Consider the following 16,862-nt stretch of genomic DNA (forward strand, 5'->3'; position numbering starts at 1 on the left):
TTGGTGGCTGGGGCCGCCTGCGTGGGGCGGGCGGTGTGGGATTGGGTCACGCGGGGCTTAGCGCTATCGACTAAAGAGGGGCGGGGGGGCTACCGGCGCCCGCCGGCTTTTCTGTGTCCGGCTTTGCCCGTGCGTTCAATCGGCTATCTGGCCAACAGACCCCTTGTCGATATGACTGCAAGTGAGGGCATTAAATCCGATATTAGTACATGCTGGGGCATAAACGAACGAGTTGAATATGCGAAACTCGACCGTGGGCGCCGGGTATCCGGGCACGCCGCGGCAGCTCGATGGAGAGCATGTTGAAGGGAATAATCCTGGCCGGGGGGAGTGGAACACGCCTCTATCCGCTCACGATAGCGGTTTCCAAGCAAATCCTGCCGATTTACGATAAACCGATGATCTATTACCCCCTGAGCGTTCTGATGCTCGCAGGGATACGCCAGATCATGGTGATCTCGACGCCGCGTGACCTGCCGGTTTTCCAGGCTCTGCTCGGCGATGGTTCGGAATTCGGCGTTGAGCTGTGCTATGCCGAGCAACCGCAGCCCAACGGCCTTGCAGAAGCTTTCATCATCGGTCGCGATTTCATCGGCAAGGACAACGTTTCGATGATCCTCGGCGACAACATCTATTTCGGTGACGGCCTGTCAAAGCTCTGCCGGACAGCAGCCGCACGCGAAAGCGGGGCCTCGGTCTTTGCCTATCATGTCGAAGATCCTGAGCGCTATGGCGTGGTTTCTTTCGACAAGGCCACCGGCAAGGCGTTGACGATCGAGGAAAAGCCCCTCAAGCCGAAATCCAATTGGGCCGTCACTGGTCTTTATTTCTACGACAACAGGGTCGTCGACATCGCATCCACCATCCGGCCCTCGGCACGTGGTGAGCTTGAGATCACGGCGGTCAATAATGCTTATCTTGAGCGCGGGGAACTGCAAGTCCACCGGCTCGGCCGCGGCTATGCCTGGCTTGATACCGGCACGCATGACAGTCTGCACGAAGCGTCGTTCTTCGTTCGCACCATCGAACATCGCCAGGGCATAAAGGTCGCTTGCCCCGAGGAGATTGCCTTCGAACAGGGCTGGCTCGACGCCGACAAGGTCCTCGATCGCGCGGCGCGGCTCGGCAAGAATGAATATGCCGCCTATCTGCGGCGGCGGGTCGCCGATCTGATGGAGGATCAAGGTGCTTGAGGTCAGGACGCTCGGCCTCGACGGCGTGCTGGAAATCGTGCCGAAGCGGCATGGCGACGCGCGCGGTTTTTTCAGCGAGACCTGGAATGCCCAACGCTTCGCCGAGGCCGGCATCCATCTCGCCTTCGTGCAGGACAACCATTCCTATTCCGCCGCGGCCGGCGTGCTGCGCGGGCTGCATTACCAACTGCCGCCGCGCGCGCAAGCCAAACTGCTGCGCGTCGTCAGGGGCAGCGTGTTCGATGTCGCGGTCGACATCCGCCGCGCCTCGCCGACTTTCGGCAAATGGGTCGGGCTGGAGGTGTCGGCTGAGAAGGGCAACCAGATCCTCGTGCCGAAGGGCTTCGCGCACGGCTTCGTCACGCTCGTGCCGGATGCGGAGGTGATCTACAAGGTGACCGACACCTATTCGCCCGAGCATGACCGGTCGATCCGTTTCGACGACCCTGCGATCGGCATCGAGTGGCCGGCGCTAGCCGGCGGATTCCAGCTTTCGGACAAGGACCAAAAGGCGCCAACGCTTGCCATGGCTGAGGTGTTTGCGTCGGCGGAGGGGGTGGCATGAATTTCCTGGTCACCGGCGGCGCCGGCTTCATCGGCTCGGCCGTCTGCCGGCATCTGTGCGCCAATCCGGCCTACCGCGTCACCAATCTCGACAAGCTGACTTACGCCGGCAATCTCGCATCGCTGAGGCCGATCGAGAACGCGCACAATTACCGCTTCGAGCAGGCCGACATCTGCGACGAGCGCACTGTTCTGGAGATATTGCGCCGCGATGACATCGACATCGTCATGAACCTTGCGGCCGAAAGCCATGTCGATCGCTCGATCGACGGCCCCGGCGCGTTCATCGAGACCAACATCGTCGGCACCTACCGCATCCTCAATGCGGCGCTGGAATACTGGCGCGGGCTGCCGGAGGCTCGCCAAGGCCGCTTCCGCTTCCACCATATCTCGACCGACGAGGTCTTCGGCGACCTTCCTTTCGACGGCGGCATGTTCGTCGAGGAGACGCCTTATGCGCCGTCCTCGCCCTACTCGGCATCGAAGGCGGCATCCGACCATCTGGTGCGCGCCTGGCACGAGACCTACGGCCTGCCTGTGGTGCTTTCCAACTGCTCGAACAATTATGGCCCCTATCATTTCCCCGAAAAGCTGATCCCGCTGGTCATCCTCAACGCGCTCGACGAGAAGCCGCTGCCGGTCTACGGCGCCGGCGCCAATGTGCGCGACTGGCTGTTCGTCGAGGATCACGCCCGGGCCCTCGAGCTGGTGGCCACCAGGGGACGGCCGGGCGAGAGCTACAATGTCGGCGGCAATTCCGAGCGCACCAATCTCGGCGTCGTCGAGACGATCTGCGATCTGCTTGACGCCAGGCGCCCGCGCGCGGGAGGCGCGAGCCACCGCGACCTGATCACCTTCGTCACCGACCGTCCCGGTCATGACCGCCGCTATGCGATCGACGCCTCCAAGATCGCGCGCGATCTCGGCTGGGCGCCCAAGGAGAATTTCGACAGCGGGCTGGCCAGGACTGTCGACTGGTATCTCGCCAACAAATGGTGGTGGGGCCCGATCCGCGAGCAGCACTACGCCGGCGAGCGGCTGGGCCACGGTGCGGCCGCAAGCAGCCAAAACAGTCCGGTCGCAAGCAACTCAGCCGCGACCGCGGCCGAGAGCAGGAAGTTGATCACGTGAGGCTTGCCGTCACCGGACGCGAGGGCCAGGTCGCCGCAAGCCTGGTCGAGGCGGCGCGGGGCCGCGACGGCGTGGAAGTCGTCGCCGTCGGCCGCCCGGCGCTCGACCTGGCGCGGCCCGACACGGTGTTCGCGGCGCTGGAAGCGGCAAGGCCCGACATCGTCGTTTCCGCCGCCGCCTACACCGCGGTCGACCAGGCCGAGGACGAGAAGGACCTGGCCTTCGCGGTGAACGCAATCGGCGCCGGCAAGGTGGCCGAAGCCGCGGCAACGCTCGGCGTGCCGGTCATCCATCTGTCGACCGACTATGTCTTCGACGGCACCAAGGATGGCGCCTATGTCGAGACCGACGCCACCGCCCCGCTCGGTGTCTACGGCGCTTCCAAGCTCGCCGGCGAAGAGGCGGTGGCCGCCGCCAATCCGCGCCACATCATCTTGCGCACGGCCTGGGTCTACAGCCCCTTCGGCAAGAACTTCGTCAAGACGATGCTGAGGCTCGCGGCCGACCGCGACGAGATCGCGGTCGTCGCCGATCAATGGGGCAATCCGACCTCGGCGCTCGACATCGCCGACGCCATCCTGCATGCGGCGGCGAAGCTGGCGGACGACAGGAATTTCGCCGCCTTCAGCATCTATCATATGGCGGGCGAGGGCGACACCAACTGGAGCGGCTTTGCCCGTCACATCCTCGACACAAGCCGTGCGTTTGGTGGCCCGCACGCGACCGTGCGCGATATCGCGACGAGCGACTATCCAACCAAGGCCAGGCGGCCGCAAAATTCACGGTTGTCGAGCGCGAAGTTTGCGAACGTGTTCGGATGGCAGGCGCCGCATTGGCGGGCGTCGGTCGAGGTCGCCATAGGACATCTTCCGATGGGAAGGGCCTTTATTCCTGTGAAATAGGGGACGAGGCCGTGTATCGCTACCCTGGCCGGCTTTGTTTAGGGGCTGTGCGAAGGTTCAGGTAAAGATTGACAAGCCACGTCGCGAAACCTAAGCACGAGCAGCTTGCGGGGCCGGGGGGCTCGGCAACTCAAGGAGACCTTCTTGAAAGGCACTATCCTTGCTGAAAGCAGAGGAACATCTCTCTGCTCATTGGTATTAGAAGTATCTAATATTAAATCGAAATATACGGCAAGCCAGCTCAGCTGGCGTTGATCTATTGCGATGCGTTGTCCGATGCTCCGCAGTCGCCGTAGTGCTATCGCAGACCTCGCGAGATCGGCGTCAGTTTACCTAACTTGCACCGGGCCAGATTTCTTCGGAAAGGATGGCAAACGGTGGCTTTGAAGTTCGGTACCAGCGGGCTGCGCGGTCTCGTCAGCGAGCTTCGAGGGCCGCCGGCGTACACCTATACAGCCGCCTTCCTGCGCATGCTCCGCGACCGGGGCGCATTGAATGAAGGCTCGGAGGTCTATGTCGGACGTGACCTTCGCGCGTCCAGTCCAGACATCGCGCAGCTAGTTCACGCGGCGATCGCCAAGGCCGGGCAGGTGCCGGTCGATTGTGGAGCGTTGCCGACGCCAGCGCTCGCGCTTCACGCCAGCAGCAACAACGCTCCGGCTATAATGGTCACGGGCAGTCACATCCCCGACGACAGGAATGGCCTCAAATTTTACCGAGCCGACGGCGAGATCGACAAGCGCGACGAACGCGACATCGTCGAGATCCACGCGGCCATGGGCGACACCGTACCGTCACTGTTTGCAGTTGATCCCGTGCGGCTAAGCGCCGAGCCGTCCCAGGGCTACATGAACCGCTTTCTAGGTTTCTTCGAAAAAGGTAGCCTTTCTGGCCTGCGTATCGGCGTCTACCAGCATTCTTCCGTGGCAAGGGACATCATTGTCGATATTCTTCGCGGACTGGGCGCTGAGACAATAGCTCTGGGCAGAGCCGAATATTTCATTCCGGTCGACACCGAGGCGCTCAGGCAGGAGGATGTGGCGCTCCTCAAGCAATGGGCGGCGGCGGAACCGTTCGATGCAATCGTGTCCACCGATGGCGACGGCGACAGGCCGCTCGTGGCGGACGCCGGCGGTGTTTTCGTGCGCGGCGATCTTGTAGGTGCCATCACCGCGCATTTCTTAGGTGCCGATTGCGTCGTCACGCCGGTCAGCTCCAACTCTGGTCTGGAACGGTGCGGTTATTTTGTAAGGGTGGTCCGCACGCGCGTGGGTTCGCCCTACGTCATTGAAGGTATCGCGACCGCTCTCGCCGAGGGCGGAAAATGTGTCGTCGGGTTCGAGGCGAATGGCGGCGTTCTGCTCGGCTCGCCCGTCGAGAAAGGTGGGCGCACCCTTCCGGCTTTGCAGACGCGGGATTCGGTATTGCCAATCCTTTGCGTGCTTTCGGCGATTGCAAGGACCGGCCGTCCGCTCGCGAAGGTAGCGGCCGACTTTCGCTTTCTCGCCGGCGCAAGCGGTCGGCTTGAAGGCGTGCCGACCGAGAGTAGCGCGTCCTTTCTCGGCAAGGTGGCGGCTGACGCAACCTATGCCGACAAGATCTTCTCGGTTCTCGGCGGTATCGCGAACATTGACAACCATGACGGTGTGCGTATCACCGCCCGTAACGGAGAAGTTGTGCACTTCCGTGCGTCGGGCAACGCGCCTGAATTACGCTGCTATGTCGAGGCAAAGGCGGAATCGCGCGCAAACGAATTGCTCAGTTGGGGCCTCGCTCTCGGCCGGGCTCAAATCCTGGAAAGTTGAAGTTTGACCAATATCGTTCCTGTCATCATCAGTGGCGGCGTCGGCTCCCGGCTATGGCCGATTTCTCGCGCATTGCATCCAAAGCCCTTCATCCCGCTGCCGGAGGGCGGAACGCTCATTCGAAAGACTTACGCCCGCGCCGTGGAGCTCGAAGGCGTCGAGCAGGTTGTGACGGTCACAAACCGTGATCTGCTGTTTCTCACCGCCGACGAATATGCTGAAGTTGCGGCTCCACGCGTGAAGAACACATTCCTGCTGGAGCCGTTCGGCCGTGATACCGCGGCCGCAGTTGCGCTGGCGGGATTGCACGTCGCGCGGGAGAACCCGGACGCCATCCTGGTTGTGCTCCCCGCCGATCACCTGATCGTTGATCAGGCCGGCTTCCGCGCGAGCGTCGCGAGAGCGGCGGCGCTTGCGGCCTCCGGCCAGATCGTCACATTTGGCGTAAAGCCTGATCGCCCGGAAACGGGCTTTGGCTACATCGAGGCTGAGGGCGATAGAGTTCTTCGGTTCGTGGAAAAGCCGAATGCGGCCACGGCAGCCCAATTCATCGCCAGCGGCCGTTTCTTCTGGAACTCGGGGATGTTCTGTTTCTCCGCCCGCTCGATGCTCGAAGCCATGCAGGACCTGTGCCCGGACATCTTGTCCAATGCGCGCAGGGCTCTCGAGAAAGGCAGGACGGCGGACAGCACCGACAGACTTGCTGTCGAGGTGGATAGGGACAGCTTCGCGGCCGTTCCCGCCGTTTCCATCGACTATGCGGTGATGGAGAAGGCAAGTAATGTGGGTTTCGTGCCCTGCGGTTTCGATTGGTCGGACATCGGCTCATGGTCTGTGCTGTCGGAGCTTGTTCCGGCCGATGACAAGGGCAACCGCGCCACGGGCGAGGCAATCCTGCACGATGCAGCGAATTGCTATGTGCACGGCGAAGACCGGCTGGTCGGTCTTGTCGGCGTCTCGGACCTTCTGATCGTGGACACGCCGGACGCGCTTCTGGTCGCGCACAAGGACAAGGCACAGGAGGTGAAGGACCTCTATAGCCGTCTTAAAGGGGCGGGGCACGAGACGGCTACGCTGCATCGCACGGTGCATCGCCCATGGGGCACCTATACCGTGCTGGAGGAAGGACACCGCTTCAAGATCAAGCGGATTGAAGTGAAGCCAAATGCCCGCCTGAGCCTGCAAGCGCATCACCACCGCTCCGAGCACTGGGTGGTGGTGAGCGGAACCGCCAAGGTCGTTAACGGTGAAAGCGAAATCCTGCTGACGATCAACCAGTCCACGTACATCCCCTGCGGCCACAAGCATCGCCTGGAAAACCCGGGCATCCTTCCGCTCGTCATGATCGAGGTGCAAAGCGGGGAATATCTCGGCGAAGACGACATCGTGCGGTTCGATGACGTTTATGGCCGGTCCTGACCAAGGATTTTCTGAGCTCGGAAAAAGCAAATCGCCAAAGCCCATCGAGTGTTGATGATAAAGACTGCATTGATAACCGGCATCACCGGGCAAGACGGCGCCTATCTGGCGGAGCTTCTGCTTGCCAAGGGTTATGAGGTCTACGGGCTCGCACGGCGCTCAACCACGGCCGACGTCAACACGACACGCCTGAAATGGCTGGGCATCGAGAAAGAGGTCCGGATCGTTGATGGAAATCTGACGGATCTGTCCGGCCTGGCGCGAACCATGCGCGACGTAAGGCCGGACGAAGTCTACAACCTCGCCGCTCAATCCTTCGTCAAATCGTCTTGGCAGCAGCCGATCCTGACGGGCAACGTCACCGGGATGGCCGTGACCAATGTGCTCGAAGCGCTGCGCCTCGAAATTCCCGAAGCGCGCTTCTACCAAGCCTCGTCGTCGGAGATGTACGGCCTTATCCAGGAGCCGATGCAGTCGGAGGCCACGCCCTTCTACCCCCGCTCCCCTTATGCGGTCGCCAAGCTGTATGGCCACTGGATCACCGTCAATTATCGTGAAAGTTTCGGCATCCACGCCTCGAGCGGCATCCTGTTCAACCACGAATCGCCGCTTCGCGGCATCGAATTCGTGACCCGCAAGGTGACGGACGCGGTTGCGCGGATCAAGAAAGGCATGGCCAAGGAATTACGGCTCGGCAATATCGACGCCAAGCGCGACTGGGGCCATTCGAAGGACTATGTCCGCGCCATGTGGCTGATGCTGCAGCAGGATCAGCCCGACGATTATGTGGTTGCGACCGGCAGGACGACGACGGTGCGAGACATGTGCCGGATCGCGTTTGAGCATGTGGGGTTGAAGATGGACGACTATCTTGTCATCGATCCCGACCTTTTCAGGCCGGCGGATGTCCCAATACTGCTCGGCAATCCGGCCAAGGCAAAGGCGAAACTGGGTTGGGAAGCCACCATCTCTTTGGAACAAATGATCTGCGAGATGGTGGACGCTGATCTCGCAAGGGTCGGCAATTAACAAGATAAGGGCTCGGGGGAGCAATTAGCGGCACATATTGAGAGTGTTATGAAAAAGACAGCACTGATAACTGGCATTACCGGGCAAGACGGCGCCTATCTGGCGGAGTTTTTGCTGAACAAGGGATATGCTGTACACGGGATAAGGCGCCGTACCTCCCTGTTTAATACAGACCGCATCGATCATTTGTATCACGATCCACACGAAAAAGGTGTAGATCTAACATTGCACCATGGCGATCTTACAGATTCGTCAAGCCTGATGCGCATTATTCAAATCGTTAAGCCAGATGAGATTTACAATCTTGCGGCACAGAGCCACGTGGCGGTTTCATTTGAAGAGCCGGAATACACTGCGAATTCCGACGCGCTGGGTGCCTTGAGAATCCTAGAGGCCATACGTGTTATTGGCTTGGAAAATAAAGTTCGATTCTATCAAGCTTCGACATCGGAGCTTTATGGGCTCGTGCAAGAGACACCCCAAAGCGAAAAAACGCCCTTCTATCCGAGGTCTCCTTACGCAGTTGCTAAATTATACGCGTATTGGATTACAGTAAATTATCGTGAAGCGTATGGAATATACGCTTGCAACGGAATTTTATTCAATCACGAATCACCAAAAAGAGGCGAGAATTTCGTTACTCGTAAAATTACACGGGCGTTGTCTCGTGTTAAACTTGGAATGCAAGAAAAACTATATTTAGGAAACCTTGACTCACTGCGCGACTGGGGGCACGCCAAAGACTATGTCGAAATGCAGTGGCTTATGCTTCAGCAAAAGACTCCAGAAGATTTCGTCATCGCGACTGGCGAGCAACACTCAGTCCGCGAGTTCGTAACTCTCGCAGCCTCGGAGCTGGATATCGAGATACGGTGGGAGGGAAATGGCGTCGACGAAAAAGGATACCATGCCAACAATGGTAAATGCATCGTGGAGGTCGACCCCCGCTACTTCCGTCCAACAGAAGTCGAAACACTGCTTGGCGATGCCAGTAAGGCTCGTAATAAACTCGGTTGGCAGCCTAAGATTAAGTTTGTCGACTTGGTCAAAGAAATGGCCAGAGAGGACTTCAAGGGCGCCCAGCAAGAGCTACTTTTGGCAGAGCACGGCTATCAGCGCTTTGGTCGCGCGGAGTAAGCATGGCACGAATTCCAGTATATGAGCCATTCCTCGGCGGAAATGTGTCGGTCTATGTCAATGACTGCCTGACGACAGGATGGATTTCCTCGCGCGGAGCCTTCATAGCGAGGTTTGAAAATGCATTTGCCGAGTATGTCGGCGCGGAGCAAGCGACCAGCGTAGCAAACGGCACCGTAGCTCTTCACCTTGCGTTGGAAGCACTAGGCATCGGCCCCGGGGACGAAGTCATCGTCCCAAGTTTTACCTATGTGGCGTCGATCAACACCATTTTGCAAACCGGGGCGAGACCGGTTTATGTGGATTCGCTGCAGGACACGCTGCAGGTAGATCCGCACGCCATACGAAACGCCATCACGCCGAACACCCGCGCGGTAATGGCGGTGCATTTGTATGGCCACCCCTGCGACATGGATGCGATCTCGGCCCTTTGCCGCGATCACGATCTGTTGCTCATTGAGGATTGCGCGGAAGGTTTCGGAACCCGCTGGAAAGGCCAGCATGTCGGCACATTTGGTGATGCAGCCACCTTCAGTTTCTTTGGAAACAAGACAATCACGACTGGCGAAGGCGGAATGGTGCTGGCGCGATCGGCTGACGTGATGGACAAATGCCGGCGACTAAAAAGTCAGGGCGTATCTCCGGACCGTGAATACTGGCATGACATGCTCGCGTATAACTACCGGATGACGAATATTCAGGCGGCGATCGGACTGGCTCAGCTCGAGATTGCCGATAGCCTTCTTGCGAGCAAAAGGAGGATCGCGCAGAGCTATAAGCAAGCCCTTGCCGGATTGCCCTTGCGGACTCACGAGCCTATCGGACCGGTGGAGCATTCTTTCTGGATGTGTTCGCTGCTGGTCGATGATCCTGCTCAACGGGAGCTGCTGCGAAGACATCTGGCGGAAAATGAGATTGAGACCAGGCCGTTTTTTCCGCCTGCCCATCTCATGCCGCATTGCCGGGCAGATATCGCGTTGCCTGTGGCCGAGAACATCAGCGCTCGCGGGATCAATCTGCCGAGCTACCCGAGGTTAACCCCCGAACAGCTTGAGCGCATCTGCGGAACCATCGCGTCCTTTTTCCGATCGCACGAAGTATGAGCCTGCTTGATTACATGAAAGACGTATGGGCAGCGCGCTACTTCTGGTGGCACCTGTCAATGTCCGATCTTCGCGCACGATGGAGGCGATCTTTTTTTGGGGTCTTCTGGTCAATCCTACAGCCCCTTGGGTTGACCCTGCTTTTGTCGCTGGTCTTTAGCAACATTTTCGGAAGCACGCTCGGCGCCTACGCGCCATACATCCTCTCGGGTATGATTGTCTGGGAATATGTCACGACGACGGTGATTGGGGGAGCATCAGCTTTCGTTCAAGCCGCTCCCTACATCAAGCAGACCAAGCACCCGCTGGCGATCTATACGCTGCGCAACGTTTTGACGGGATTGTGCGTGCTAGGTATGGCCAGCACGGCGCTCATAATTTGGGTGCTTGTCGTGTTTCCGCAAAACCTGTCTTGGAGTTGGTTCGCAGCGGTTACGATCTTTCCTGTGCTGGCAATGATCGCCTGGCCATGGGCAACTCTGATGGCTTATATCGGTACCCGTTTCCGGGATCTGCCGCATGCGCTTGGCCTCGTCATGCAGGCAATGTGGTTTGTGTCGCCGATCTATTTCGAAACTTCCGTATTCCGTAAGGGCAATTTGCATGTCCTCCTGGACTACAACCCCATCTATCATCTGCTCCAAATTATTCGCGCCCCGCTTTTGAACGGCGAATGGCCCACTGCCGCCAACTATCTTTGGTGCTTTGGGACTATTGTCGCGCTATCGACGGCAGCTGTGCTGGTGGGCAGGTTCGCGGAAAAGAGGGCGATCTTTTACCTATGACAAATAGGATACGCCTCCAGTCTGTTAACCTTCACTACGCGTCCGTTGGCTTCAGGGAGCGCTCCCTGAAATCGATGCTATTGTCTTTCGCATCGCTGAAAAGAGAACGGGAGAAGATCGTCGACATACACGCCCTGAAAAATCTCAGTCTTGACGTTGGCCCCGGGGAGCGTGTCGGCTTGCTCGGGCATAATGGGGCCGGCAAAAGCACCTTTCTCAAGATGGTCGCGGGTTTATACCCGATTTCTTCCGGAAAGCGTGCGGTCGAAGGGACGGTTCGGTCATTATTCGATCTGAGCCTGGGTTTTGAACCAGACGCCACCGGTCGGGAGAACATCCTCTATCGAGGGCTTCTTCTGGGCCTCTCTCCAAAATTCATGCGTTCGATTGAGGATGAGGTTGTTGCTTTTACCGATATCGGGGAATTCATCGACTATCCAATCAAAACGTATTCCGCCGGGATGCAAGTGCGCCTCGCTTTCGCAATTTCCACTGCCGTGGGCGGCGATATCCTGCTTCTCGACGAGGTGATCGGCGCTGGCGATGCGAACTTCATGGGAAAAGCACGTAAACGCATTCTCGACCTTGTAGAGCATGCAGAAATTTTGCTTCTAGCCTCTCATGATTTTGTGACGCTGCAATCCATCTGCTCAAGGGGAATCGTGTTTCATCATGGGGCCATCATTTTTGACGGCAGCATCACTGAGGCCATAGACAGCTACAAAAAAGCCAACGGAATCGCTGTTCAGCAATGAAACCAGATCGCCCTCTTGACCGATCAGCCCTCGTTCGTTCGAAAAACAACGCTCGGGTAGATGGCATTCCACGTGTAATGTGGATCCTCAATCACACCGCAGCAAGAAAGTTTGAAATCCCTATGTTGCGGAAACTGGGGTATGAGGTTTTTACTCCGAAGATTTATCCCAACGACGCAAATTTCCGGACCGCTTCTGTCGACTTTTCGGAGGACGCCAACCTCACCATACCGACAAACGAGTTAGCAATTCTAAATGGTTCCGACTGGTATGCAGGCCCTCGTCGAGAGGTATGGGAAGTCGCCAACAAGTATTTCGATATGGCATTTTTCATCCTCTTTGATCCAAAGGGCGTAGAGACGATGTGTCGTCGCTTCCATGGCGAAATACTATGGCGCACATACGGGCTGGCAGGAGAAAGTACGTATAGCAAGGCTCTGGAAGTACTGCCACAGGGAGAGGCAGCTCTTGGCCGACTGGGTTCGCGCTTCTGGTTTGCTGAAGCCTATTCTAACCTCCACGAGGTGGAAAGCCCCTGGCTGCAGAGGCAATCCGTCTATCTCCCGCTGGGCATGGCTGGAGCTTCGACTCCAGAACAAAACGAATGGACTGGAGGTGATAACCGGGTGATGTTTGTTTGTCCGGATATCGGATTTAATCCAGCTTACGCAAAAATATACGATGAGTTCAAAGAGCAGTTCAAAGGCTTTCCCTACGCGATCGCGGGCGCCCAATCTATAGAACTCCGTGACCCCCATATTCTCGGCTATTTGCCCCTAGAAGAGCACAGAAGAAACATGCGCCAAATGCAGGTCATGTTTTATCACAGCAGGGAGCCTCGTCACATCCACTATCATCCGTTTGAGGCCGTGAAGGCCGGCATGCCGCTTGTCTTTATGGCAGGCGGCATGCTGGATCGAATGGGAGGGGTGACGCTTCCCGGACGGGCGAAGTCGTGGGAGGAAGCCAGACGAAAGGTTCGGCGGCTGCTGGATGGCGACAAAGCATTCATCGATAAGGTAAGATCGACACAATCGACATTACTTGACGCTATGAAGGCAGAAAACGCGCAGGCCTTGTGGTCGGAAGGTTTGCGCAGGATAGAAGCTGCATCATCCAGTCGAAAGCCAATCGAACAGGTAAAACCGCGACGCGTGGCAGTCCTCTGTTCAAAAAGGTATATTGGAGATGCACTAAACATCTCTCAGCAGCTTCTGAGCCAAGCTACACATGCGGATCAACAGCTTGACGTCGTTCTAGGCGTTGAGAGGCCGCGTTTCGAAAATGGAAAAGGTGTAAAAACGAGAAAATCCAGGGAAAAGGCTGCTGTGTTCACCCAAAAGCTAGAAGAAATTGAATTGCCAACACGAGTCTTTGAGTGGAAGCAAGTCTCTAAGGTAGCAGCAGATCGCGCAGCTACCTACGCCGGAATGGGAAGAGGATTTTATAGCGATATTTTCCTAGTTCCTGACGATCAGATTAACTTCTTTGGAGATTGTGACCTCTGGATTCTGGTTGAGGAATCAATGCCTACCCCTATTTTCCCTATGAAGCCGGTCGTCGTCATAGTCCAGAACGCGCATCCCACCTACTTGAAGCGGCCAGAGAAATTCCGAGTTCGGCAGGCGAGGCTTGGGGTAATACCGACACCAGCGGCAGTCCTCGCCAGTGATGAAGATGCCGTATTACGCCTTGTCAATATGGAAGGCCTAGACCCGAGGATCGTACAGGTAAGGAGAGACGGCAATTCTTCACAGGATTCCCTATTGGACACGGTGCTTGAATGCCTATGAAGACATTTGGAATATATCTGGCATATGGTCCCCATGTCGATTTGCGTAATGAGGGATTGGGCCGATTTCTTGCAGAATTTCTGGGAGCATCGACTCAATTCGAAGATGTAAGGTTCATAATTGCGGCACCGAGATGGATGAGATCGCCTCTTCAAGACCTTCTTGAAAGTTTCGGTCTGAACTTGGAATCTTTCGAGATAATTTCTCCTAGAAATGCATCCTTACTTGGCATGATATATGGGTTATCGAGGGTGGTCTCAGACAAGCAAGCTGGATTCAGAAGAAAGTTTGGGGAGAAAGGCCGTTTCGTGCGAGCTAAAGATGCTCTTCAAATGGCTCTTAAAACGTCTTTTTTGGCGATCGCGAAATCACGAAATCCATTTACGATTTTTTTGACGGCCGTCTTTAGTGTTGCAGCGATGCCGTTTCTCATGGCGATCGGGGTTTTGACTTTTGCAATAATGATACCTATCAGGTCCTTAGCAAAGTCTCGGCTTATTTTTCGCCTCTCAAGCCTTCGTCGCGTCGTCATTAAAAGTAATTTTTTTAATCGCGCCAAGCACAGTGGATATCGGCTTATGTGCGAGTCGGAAGCATCTGCAGTCGCTGACGAAGCCAACAAGCGCCATGACGTCAAAGCGTGGTATTCACCTACTGCATTCTGGCCGGAATTCAATCAGATTAAGGCCAGGCGTCTGATGTGTGTTCCCGACGTCGTACTTGTCCACTTTCCGGTGGGCTTTGCGATAGAAGAGCCTGGCGGCGATCGGCTGTTGCGAGATTTCAGACGTATTGAGGCGGCTATTGAAGGCGGCGATCGCTTCGTGACTTATAGCAATGACGTCAAGAATAGGACTTTGGTGGATCGGTTTCATGTTGAACCTGATCGCGTCAGCGTCATTCCGCACGGCGCAAATCGACTTGATCGACTTGTGAGGGTATCTGGGTTCGCGGACAACGAGGAAGCCACCGACGCCTTAAGTGCGCAGCAATTCTGGGGAGCGCTGTCGAAAACCGTTAACAACAATAATGCTGCTTGGTACGCGTCCAAGAACCTTGGTTTCTTATTTTACGCGAGTCAAATACGGCCAAATAAGAACGTCATCAACCTTCTGAGAGCATATCGCTATCTGCGGCGCACGCGAAATCTTCCATACAAGCTATTAATGACAGGGAATTGGCTGCAGTCTGACGCGGTGGTTCAGTTCATGAACGAGAATCAGCTTCACGACGACGTTTTGTTTGTGCGAGGCTTAAGCGAGAGAGAACTAGCAGCCTGTTATCGGTTAGCTACTCTTGCGGTGAATCCCTCGCTATCTGAAGGCGGCATGCCATTTACTTTTACTGAGGCGGTCTCCGTTGGAACGCCTGTGGTCATGGCGGATATACCCGTGTCACGAGAAATTATTACCGAGGCGAAGGTTGCTGAACGTACTTTCTTCGACGCACTCGATCACAAGGATATTGCTCGAGTTATCGCTAGAGCGTTAGCTGACCGCGATCAACTTTTTGCCCTTCAACAGGAATTTTACAATCGCTGCTTGGCTAACCGCTCTTGGAAAGAGGTAGTCGGCGAGTACATAACGGCACTTGAGAGTGCTGGAGGATTGGCATTGAAATGATGGGGCGAGCTAAGAACCCGTCACAGAATATGGCGACGCGGTGGTACCCACGTTGGTGGGCACCCATTGCCGATTGGCGGGCCACTTAATGAGGTGGGTGTCCTTCAAACGCAAACCAGGTCGACCGTTATCTGCTCCTGCAGATATTTCGGGTCTAAAGGCGCCCCTCGCTTTCGTTCATATTCCCAAGACAGCAGGGACATCTTTCGTCCGGTACTTGGAAGGCCACTTTGCGAAAGATCACATCGCGCCGCCCTTTCTCGGTGATTTCAACGCTATCCAGATTTCGGATCCCTCCAAGAAGCTATTTTGGGGACATTTTCGTATAGTGGATATCGCCCGCTATTTGCCGCATGCGCTGTTTCTCACGTTTTTGCGGCACCCGGTTTCGCGATCGTATTCTCAATACAAGTCATGGCACAATCCCCGGAACTTTCCAAAGGATGACCCGTGGCGGAAAGCGATGACCCCTGAGCAGATCGATGACATCGAGTTTGCGCAGAAAGTCAGTTTCGATGAGTTCGTCAACGGGCGGCGACCCCGATTTGAGACGGAGTTGCGCGACGTCCAAACCCTCATGTTGTCTAGCTACCAGCCAGGAACGCCGCAATTCCTCTCTTCAGCCAAGGAAAACCTTGCGAGAATGACGTTCTTTGGGATCGTCGAGGAATTCGAGATCTCTATCAAACAACTGCAATCGCAGATCTTGGGATTTAAAACCTACGATATAGCGACTGAGCTGGAGAATCGCAGCGACGCGAGTCCGTTGTCGCTCTCAAAAAAGGGCGCAGATCGTTTAGCCGACATGCTTCAAAATGATATGGAGCTCTATAAATATGCCGTCGAACTCTTTTCGGAACGGACAAAAGGGGCTTTCAAGCGCGATTGTTGAGCTTCTCCGAAGCCGGCGCAAGTTGTAGATGAATTTGCCGGCATTGTTCCGGTCGAGTGGGAAGGCATGACACCGCTATCATGACCAAGGGCCTTTTCATCCTAGGGTTTGGGGGACACGCTCGTAGTGTAGGCGATATAGCCTTGGCTGCGGGATTTGACGAACTGACATTTGTTGACGAGCAGGCAAGGGAAGGTGAAGACTTTGCCGGCTTCCCAGTGATTATGGTTCTGCCTAACAAGATCACCTCGCCCGACTGGTTCCTATTTCCAGGCTCGGGCGCTAACGAACGGCGACGGATGCAATGTAAGACTGCCCGTCTTCCTCTTGCGACGCTTGTGGCGCCAACCGCCTCCCTTGGGGCCCAATGCGAGATCGGGCAAGGCTCATTTGTGGGCCATCAGGCCCATCTGGGCCCGCTTACAAAAATCGGCCAAGGCGCCATCATCAATAGCGGCGCCATCGTTGATCACGAATGCGTTGTCGGCGATTTCTCGCATATTTCCATTAATTCAACGGTCGCCGGACGCTGCCAGATCGGCGAGCAAGTAATGGTCGGTGCCGGCGCCACGGTGATCGACGGGATTAGTATATGCTCCAACGTGACTGTCGGCGCGGGCGCAACAGTGGTCCGAGACATTGAAGTGCCTGGCGTGTATATCGGCACGCCCGCTCGCCTGGCCCGTAGCTGAACGAGATGTTTCTGATGCCGCACCCAAGCAGAGAAATACG

Annotated in this window: 15 protein-coding genes; all 15 read left to right on the forward strand. The window is 56.5% G+C overall.

Annotated elements, in window-relative coordinates; all coding sequences use genetic code 11:
• Positions 1–302: 302 nt before the first annotated feature.
• The 15 genes from rfbA to P9272_RS09835 all read left to right on the forward strand — a co-directional run bounded on the left by rfbA (position 303) and on the right by P9272_RS09835 (position 16,822).
• Positions 303–1,193: a glucose-1-phosphate thymidylyltransferase RfbA gene (gene rfbA, locus P9272_RS09765; protein ID WP_278160375.1), complete on the forward strand. Its 891-nt coding sequence runs from the start codon at positions 303–305 to the stop codon at positions 1,191–1,193.
• Positions 1,186–1,758, forward strand: a complete 573-nt coding sequence (gene rfbC, locus P9272_RS09770) for a dTDP-4-dehydrorhamnose 3,5-epimerase (protein ID WP_278160376.1) — start codon at positions 1,186–1,188, stop codon at positions 1,756–1,758. The genes rfbA and rfbC overlap by 8 nt, the downstream gene beginning before the upstream one ends.
• Positions 1,755–2,888, forward strand: a complete 1,134-nt coding sequence (gene rfbB, locus P9272_RS09775) for a dTDP-glucose 4,6-dehydratase (protein ID WP_278160377.1) — start codon at positions 1,755–1,757, stop codon at positions 2,886–2,888. Before rfbC ends, rfbB begins: the two co-directional genes overlap by 4 nt.
• Positions 2,885–3,790, forward strand: coding sequence for a dTDP-4-dehydrorhamnose reductase (gene rfbD / locus P9272_RS09780; RefSeq protein ID WP_278160378.1), 906 nt, complete (start codon positions 2,885–2,887; stop codon positions 3,788–3,790). The genes rfbB and rfbD overlap by 4 nt, the downstream gene beginning before the upstream one ends.
• A 377-nt stretch (positions 3,791–4,167) precedes the next feature.
• Positions 4,168–5,595: a phosphomannomutase gene (locus P9272_RS09785; protein WP_278160379.1), complete on the forward strand. Its 1,428-nt coding sequence runs from the start codon at positions 4,168–4,170 to the stop codon at positions 5,593–5,595.
• 3 nt (positions 5,596–5,598) lie between these two features.
• Complete coding sequence (locus tag P9272_RS09790) at positions 5,599–7,014, forward strand: mannose-1-phosphate guanylyltransferase/mannose-6-phosphate isomerase (RefSeq protein WP_278160380.1); 1,416 nt, start codon at positions 5,599–5,601, stop codon at positions 7,012–7,014.
• 54 nt (positions 7,015–7,068) lie between these two features.
• A complete protein-coding gene (locus tag P9272_RS09795; protein WP_278160381.1) occupies positions 7,069–8,043 on the forward strand; it encodes a GDP-mannose 4,6-dehydratase in 975 nt (324 codons plus the stop codon).
• Between the two features lie 48 nt (positions 8,044–8,091).
• The gene (gene gmd / locus P9272_RS09800) at positions 8,092–9,180 is read left to right on the forward strand and encodes a GDP-mannose 4,6-dehydratase (protein WP_278160382.1); all 1,089 of its coding nucleotides are present in this window, start codon (positions 8,092–8,094) and stop codon (positions 9,178–9,180) included.
• Between the two features lie 2 nt (positions 9,181–9,182).
• Entirely contained in the window at positions 9,183–10,283 is a 1,101-nt protein-coding gene (locus P9272_RS09805; RefSeq protein WP_278160383.1) for a DegT/DnrJ/EryC1/StrS aminotransferase family protein, read from the forward strand.
• 2 nt (positions 10,284–10,285) lie between these two features.
• Positions 10,286–11,068, forward strand: a complete 783-nt coding sequence (locus tag P9272_RS09810; RefSeq protein WP_278160443.1) for an ABC transporter permease — start codon at positions 10,286–10,288, stop codon at positions 11,066–11,068.
• The gene (locus P9272_RS09815) at positions 11,065–11,823 is read left to right on the forward strand and encodes an ABC transporter ATP-binding protein (protein WP_278160384.1); all 759 of its coding nucleotides are present in this window, start codon (positions 11,065–11,067) and stop codon (positions 11,821–11,823) included. Before P9272_RS09810 ends, P9272_RS09815 begins: the two co-directional genes overlap by 4 nt.
• Entirely contained in the window at positions 11,820–13,616 is a 1,797-nt protein-coding gene (locus P9272_RS09820) for a hypothetical protein (RefSeq protein ID WP_278160385.1), read from the forward strand. The genes P9272_RS09815 and P9272_RS09820 overlap by 4 nt, the downstream gene beginning before the upstream one ends.
• Positions 13,607–15,238 carry a glycosyltransferase gene (locus P9272_RS09825; RefSeq protein WP_278160386.1) on the forward strand — a complete coding sequence of 544 codons (1,632 nt, stop codon included), beginning with the start codon at positions 13,607–13,609 and terminating at the stop codon, positions 15,236–15,238. Before P9272_RS09820 ends, P9272_RS09825 begins: the two co-directional genes overlap by 10 nt.
• Before the next feature lie 97 nt (positions 15,239–15,335).
• Positions 15,336–16,130, forward strand: a complete 795-nt coding sequence (locus P9272_RS09830; protein ID WP_278160387.1) for a sulfotransferase family 2 domain-containing protein — start codon at positions 15,336–15,338, stop codon at positions 16,128–16,130.
• A gap of 80 nt (positions 16,131–16,210) precedes the next feature.
• Complete coding sequence (locus P9272_RS09835) at positions 16,211–16,822, forward strand: acetyltransferase (protein ID WP_278160388.1); 612 nt, start codon at positions 16,211–16,213, stop codon at positions 16,820–16,822.
• The last annotated feature ends 40 nt before the right edge of the window (positions 16,823–16,862 follow it).

The sequence above is a fragment of the Mesorhizobium sp. WSM4976 genome (assembly GCF_029625685.1).
Taxonomy (GTDB): domain Bacteria; phylum Pseudomonadota; class Alphaproteobacteria; order Rhizobiales; family Rhizobiaceae; genus Mesorhizobium.

What these genes read in the sequence shown, in the direction of transcription:
- P9272_RS09795 (WP_278160381.1), top strand. Translation starts at nt 7,069, where the DNA reads ATGATAAAGACTGCATTGATAACCGGCATCACCGGGCAAGACGGCGCC.
- rfbB (WP_278160377.1), top strand. Translation starts at nt 1,755, where the DNA reads ATGAATTTCCTGGTCACCGGCGGCGCCGGCTTCATCGGCTCGGCCGTC.
- P9272_RS09805 (WP_278160383.1), top strand. Translation starts at nt 9,183, where the DNA reads ATGGCACGAATTCCAGTATATGAGCCATTCCTCGGCGGAAATGTGTCG.
- P9272_RS09835 (WP_278160388.1), top strand. Translation starts at nt 16,211, where the DNA reads ATGACCAAGGGCCTTTTCATCCTAGGGTTTGGGGGACACGCTCGTAGT.
- P9272_RS09815 (WP_278160384.1), top strand. Translation starts at nt 11,065, where the DNA reads ATGACAAATAGGATACGCCTCCAGTCTGTTAACCTTCACTACGCGTCC.
- gmd (WP_278160382.1), top strand. Translation starts at nt 8,092, where the DNA reads ATGAAAAAGACAGCACTGATAACTGGCATTACCGGGCAAGACGGCGCC.
- P9272_RS09825 (WP_278160386.1), top strand. Translation starts at nt 13,607, where the DNA reads ATGCCTATGAAGACATTTGGAATATATCTGGCATATGGTCCCCATGTC.
- P9272_RS09820 (WP_278160385.1), top strand. Translation starts at nt 11,820, where the DNA reads ATGAAACCAGATCGCCCTCTTGACCGATCAGCCCTCGTTCGTTCGAAA.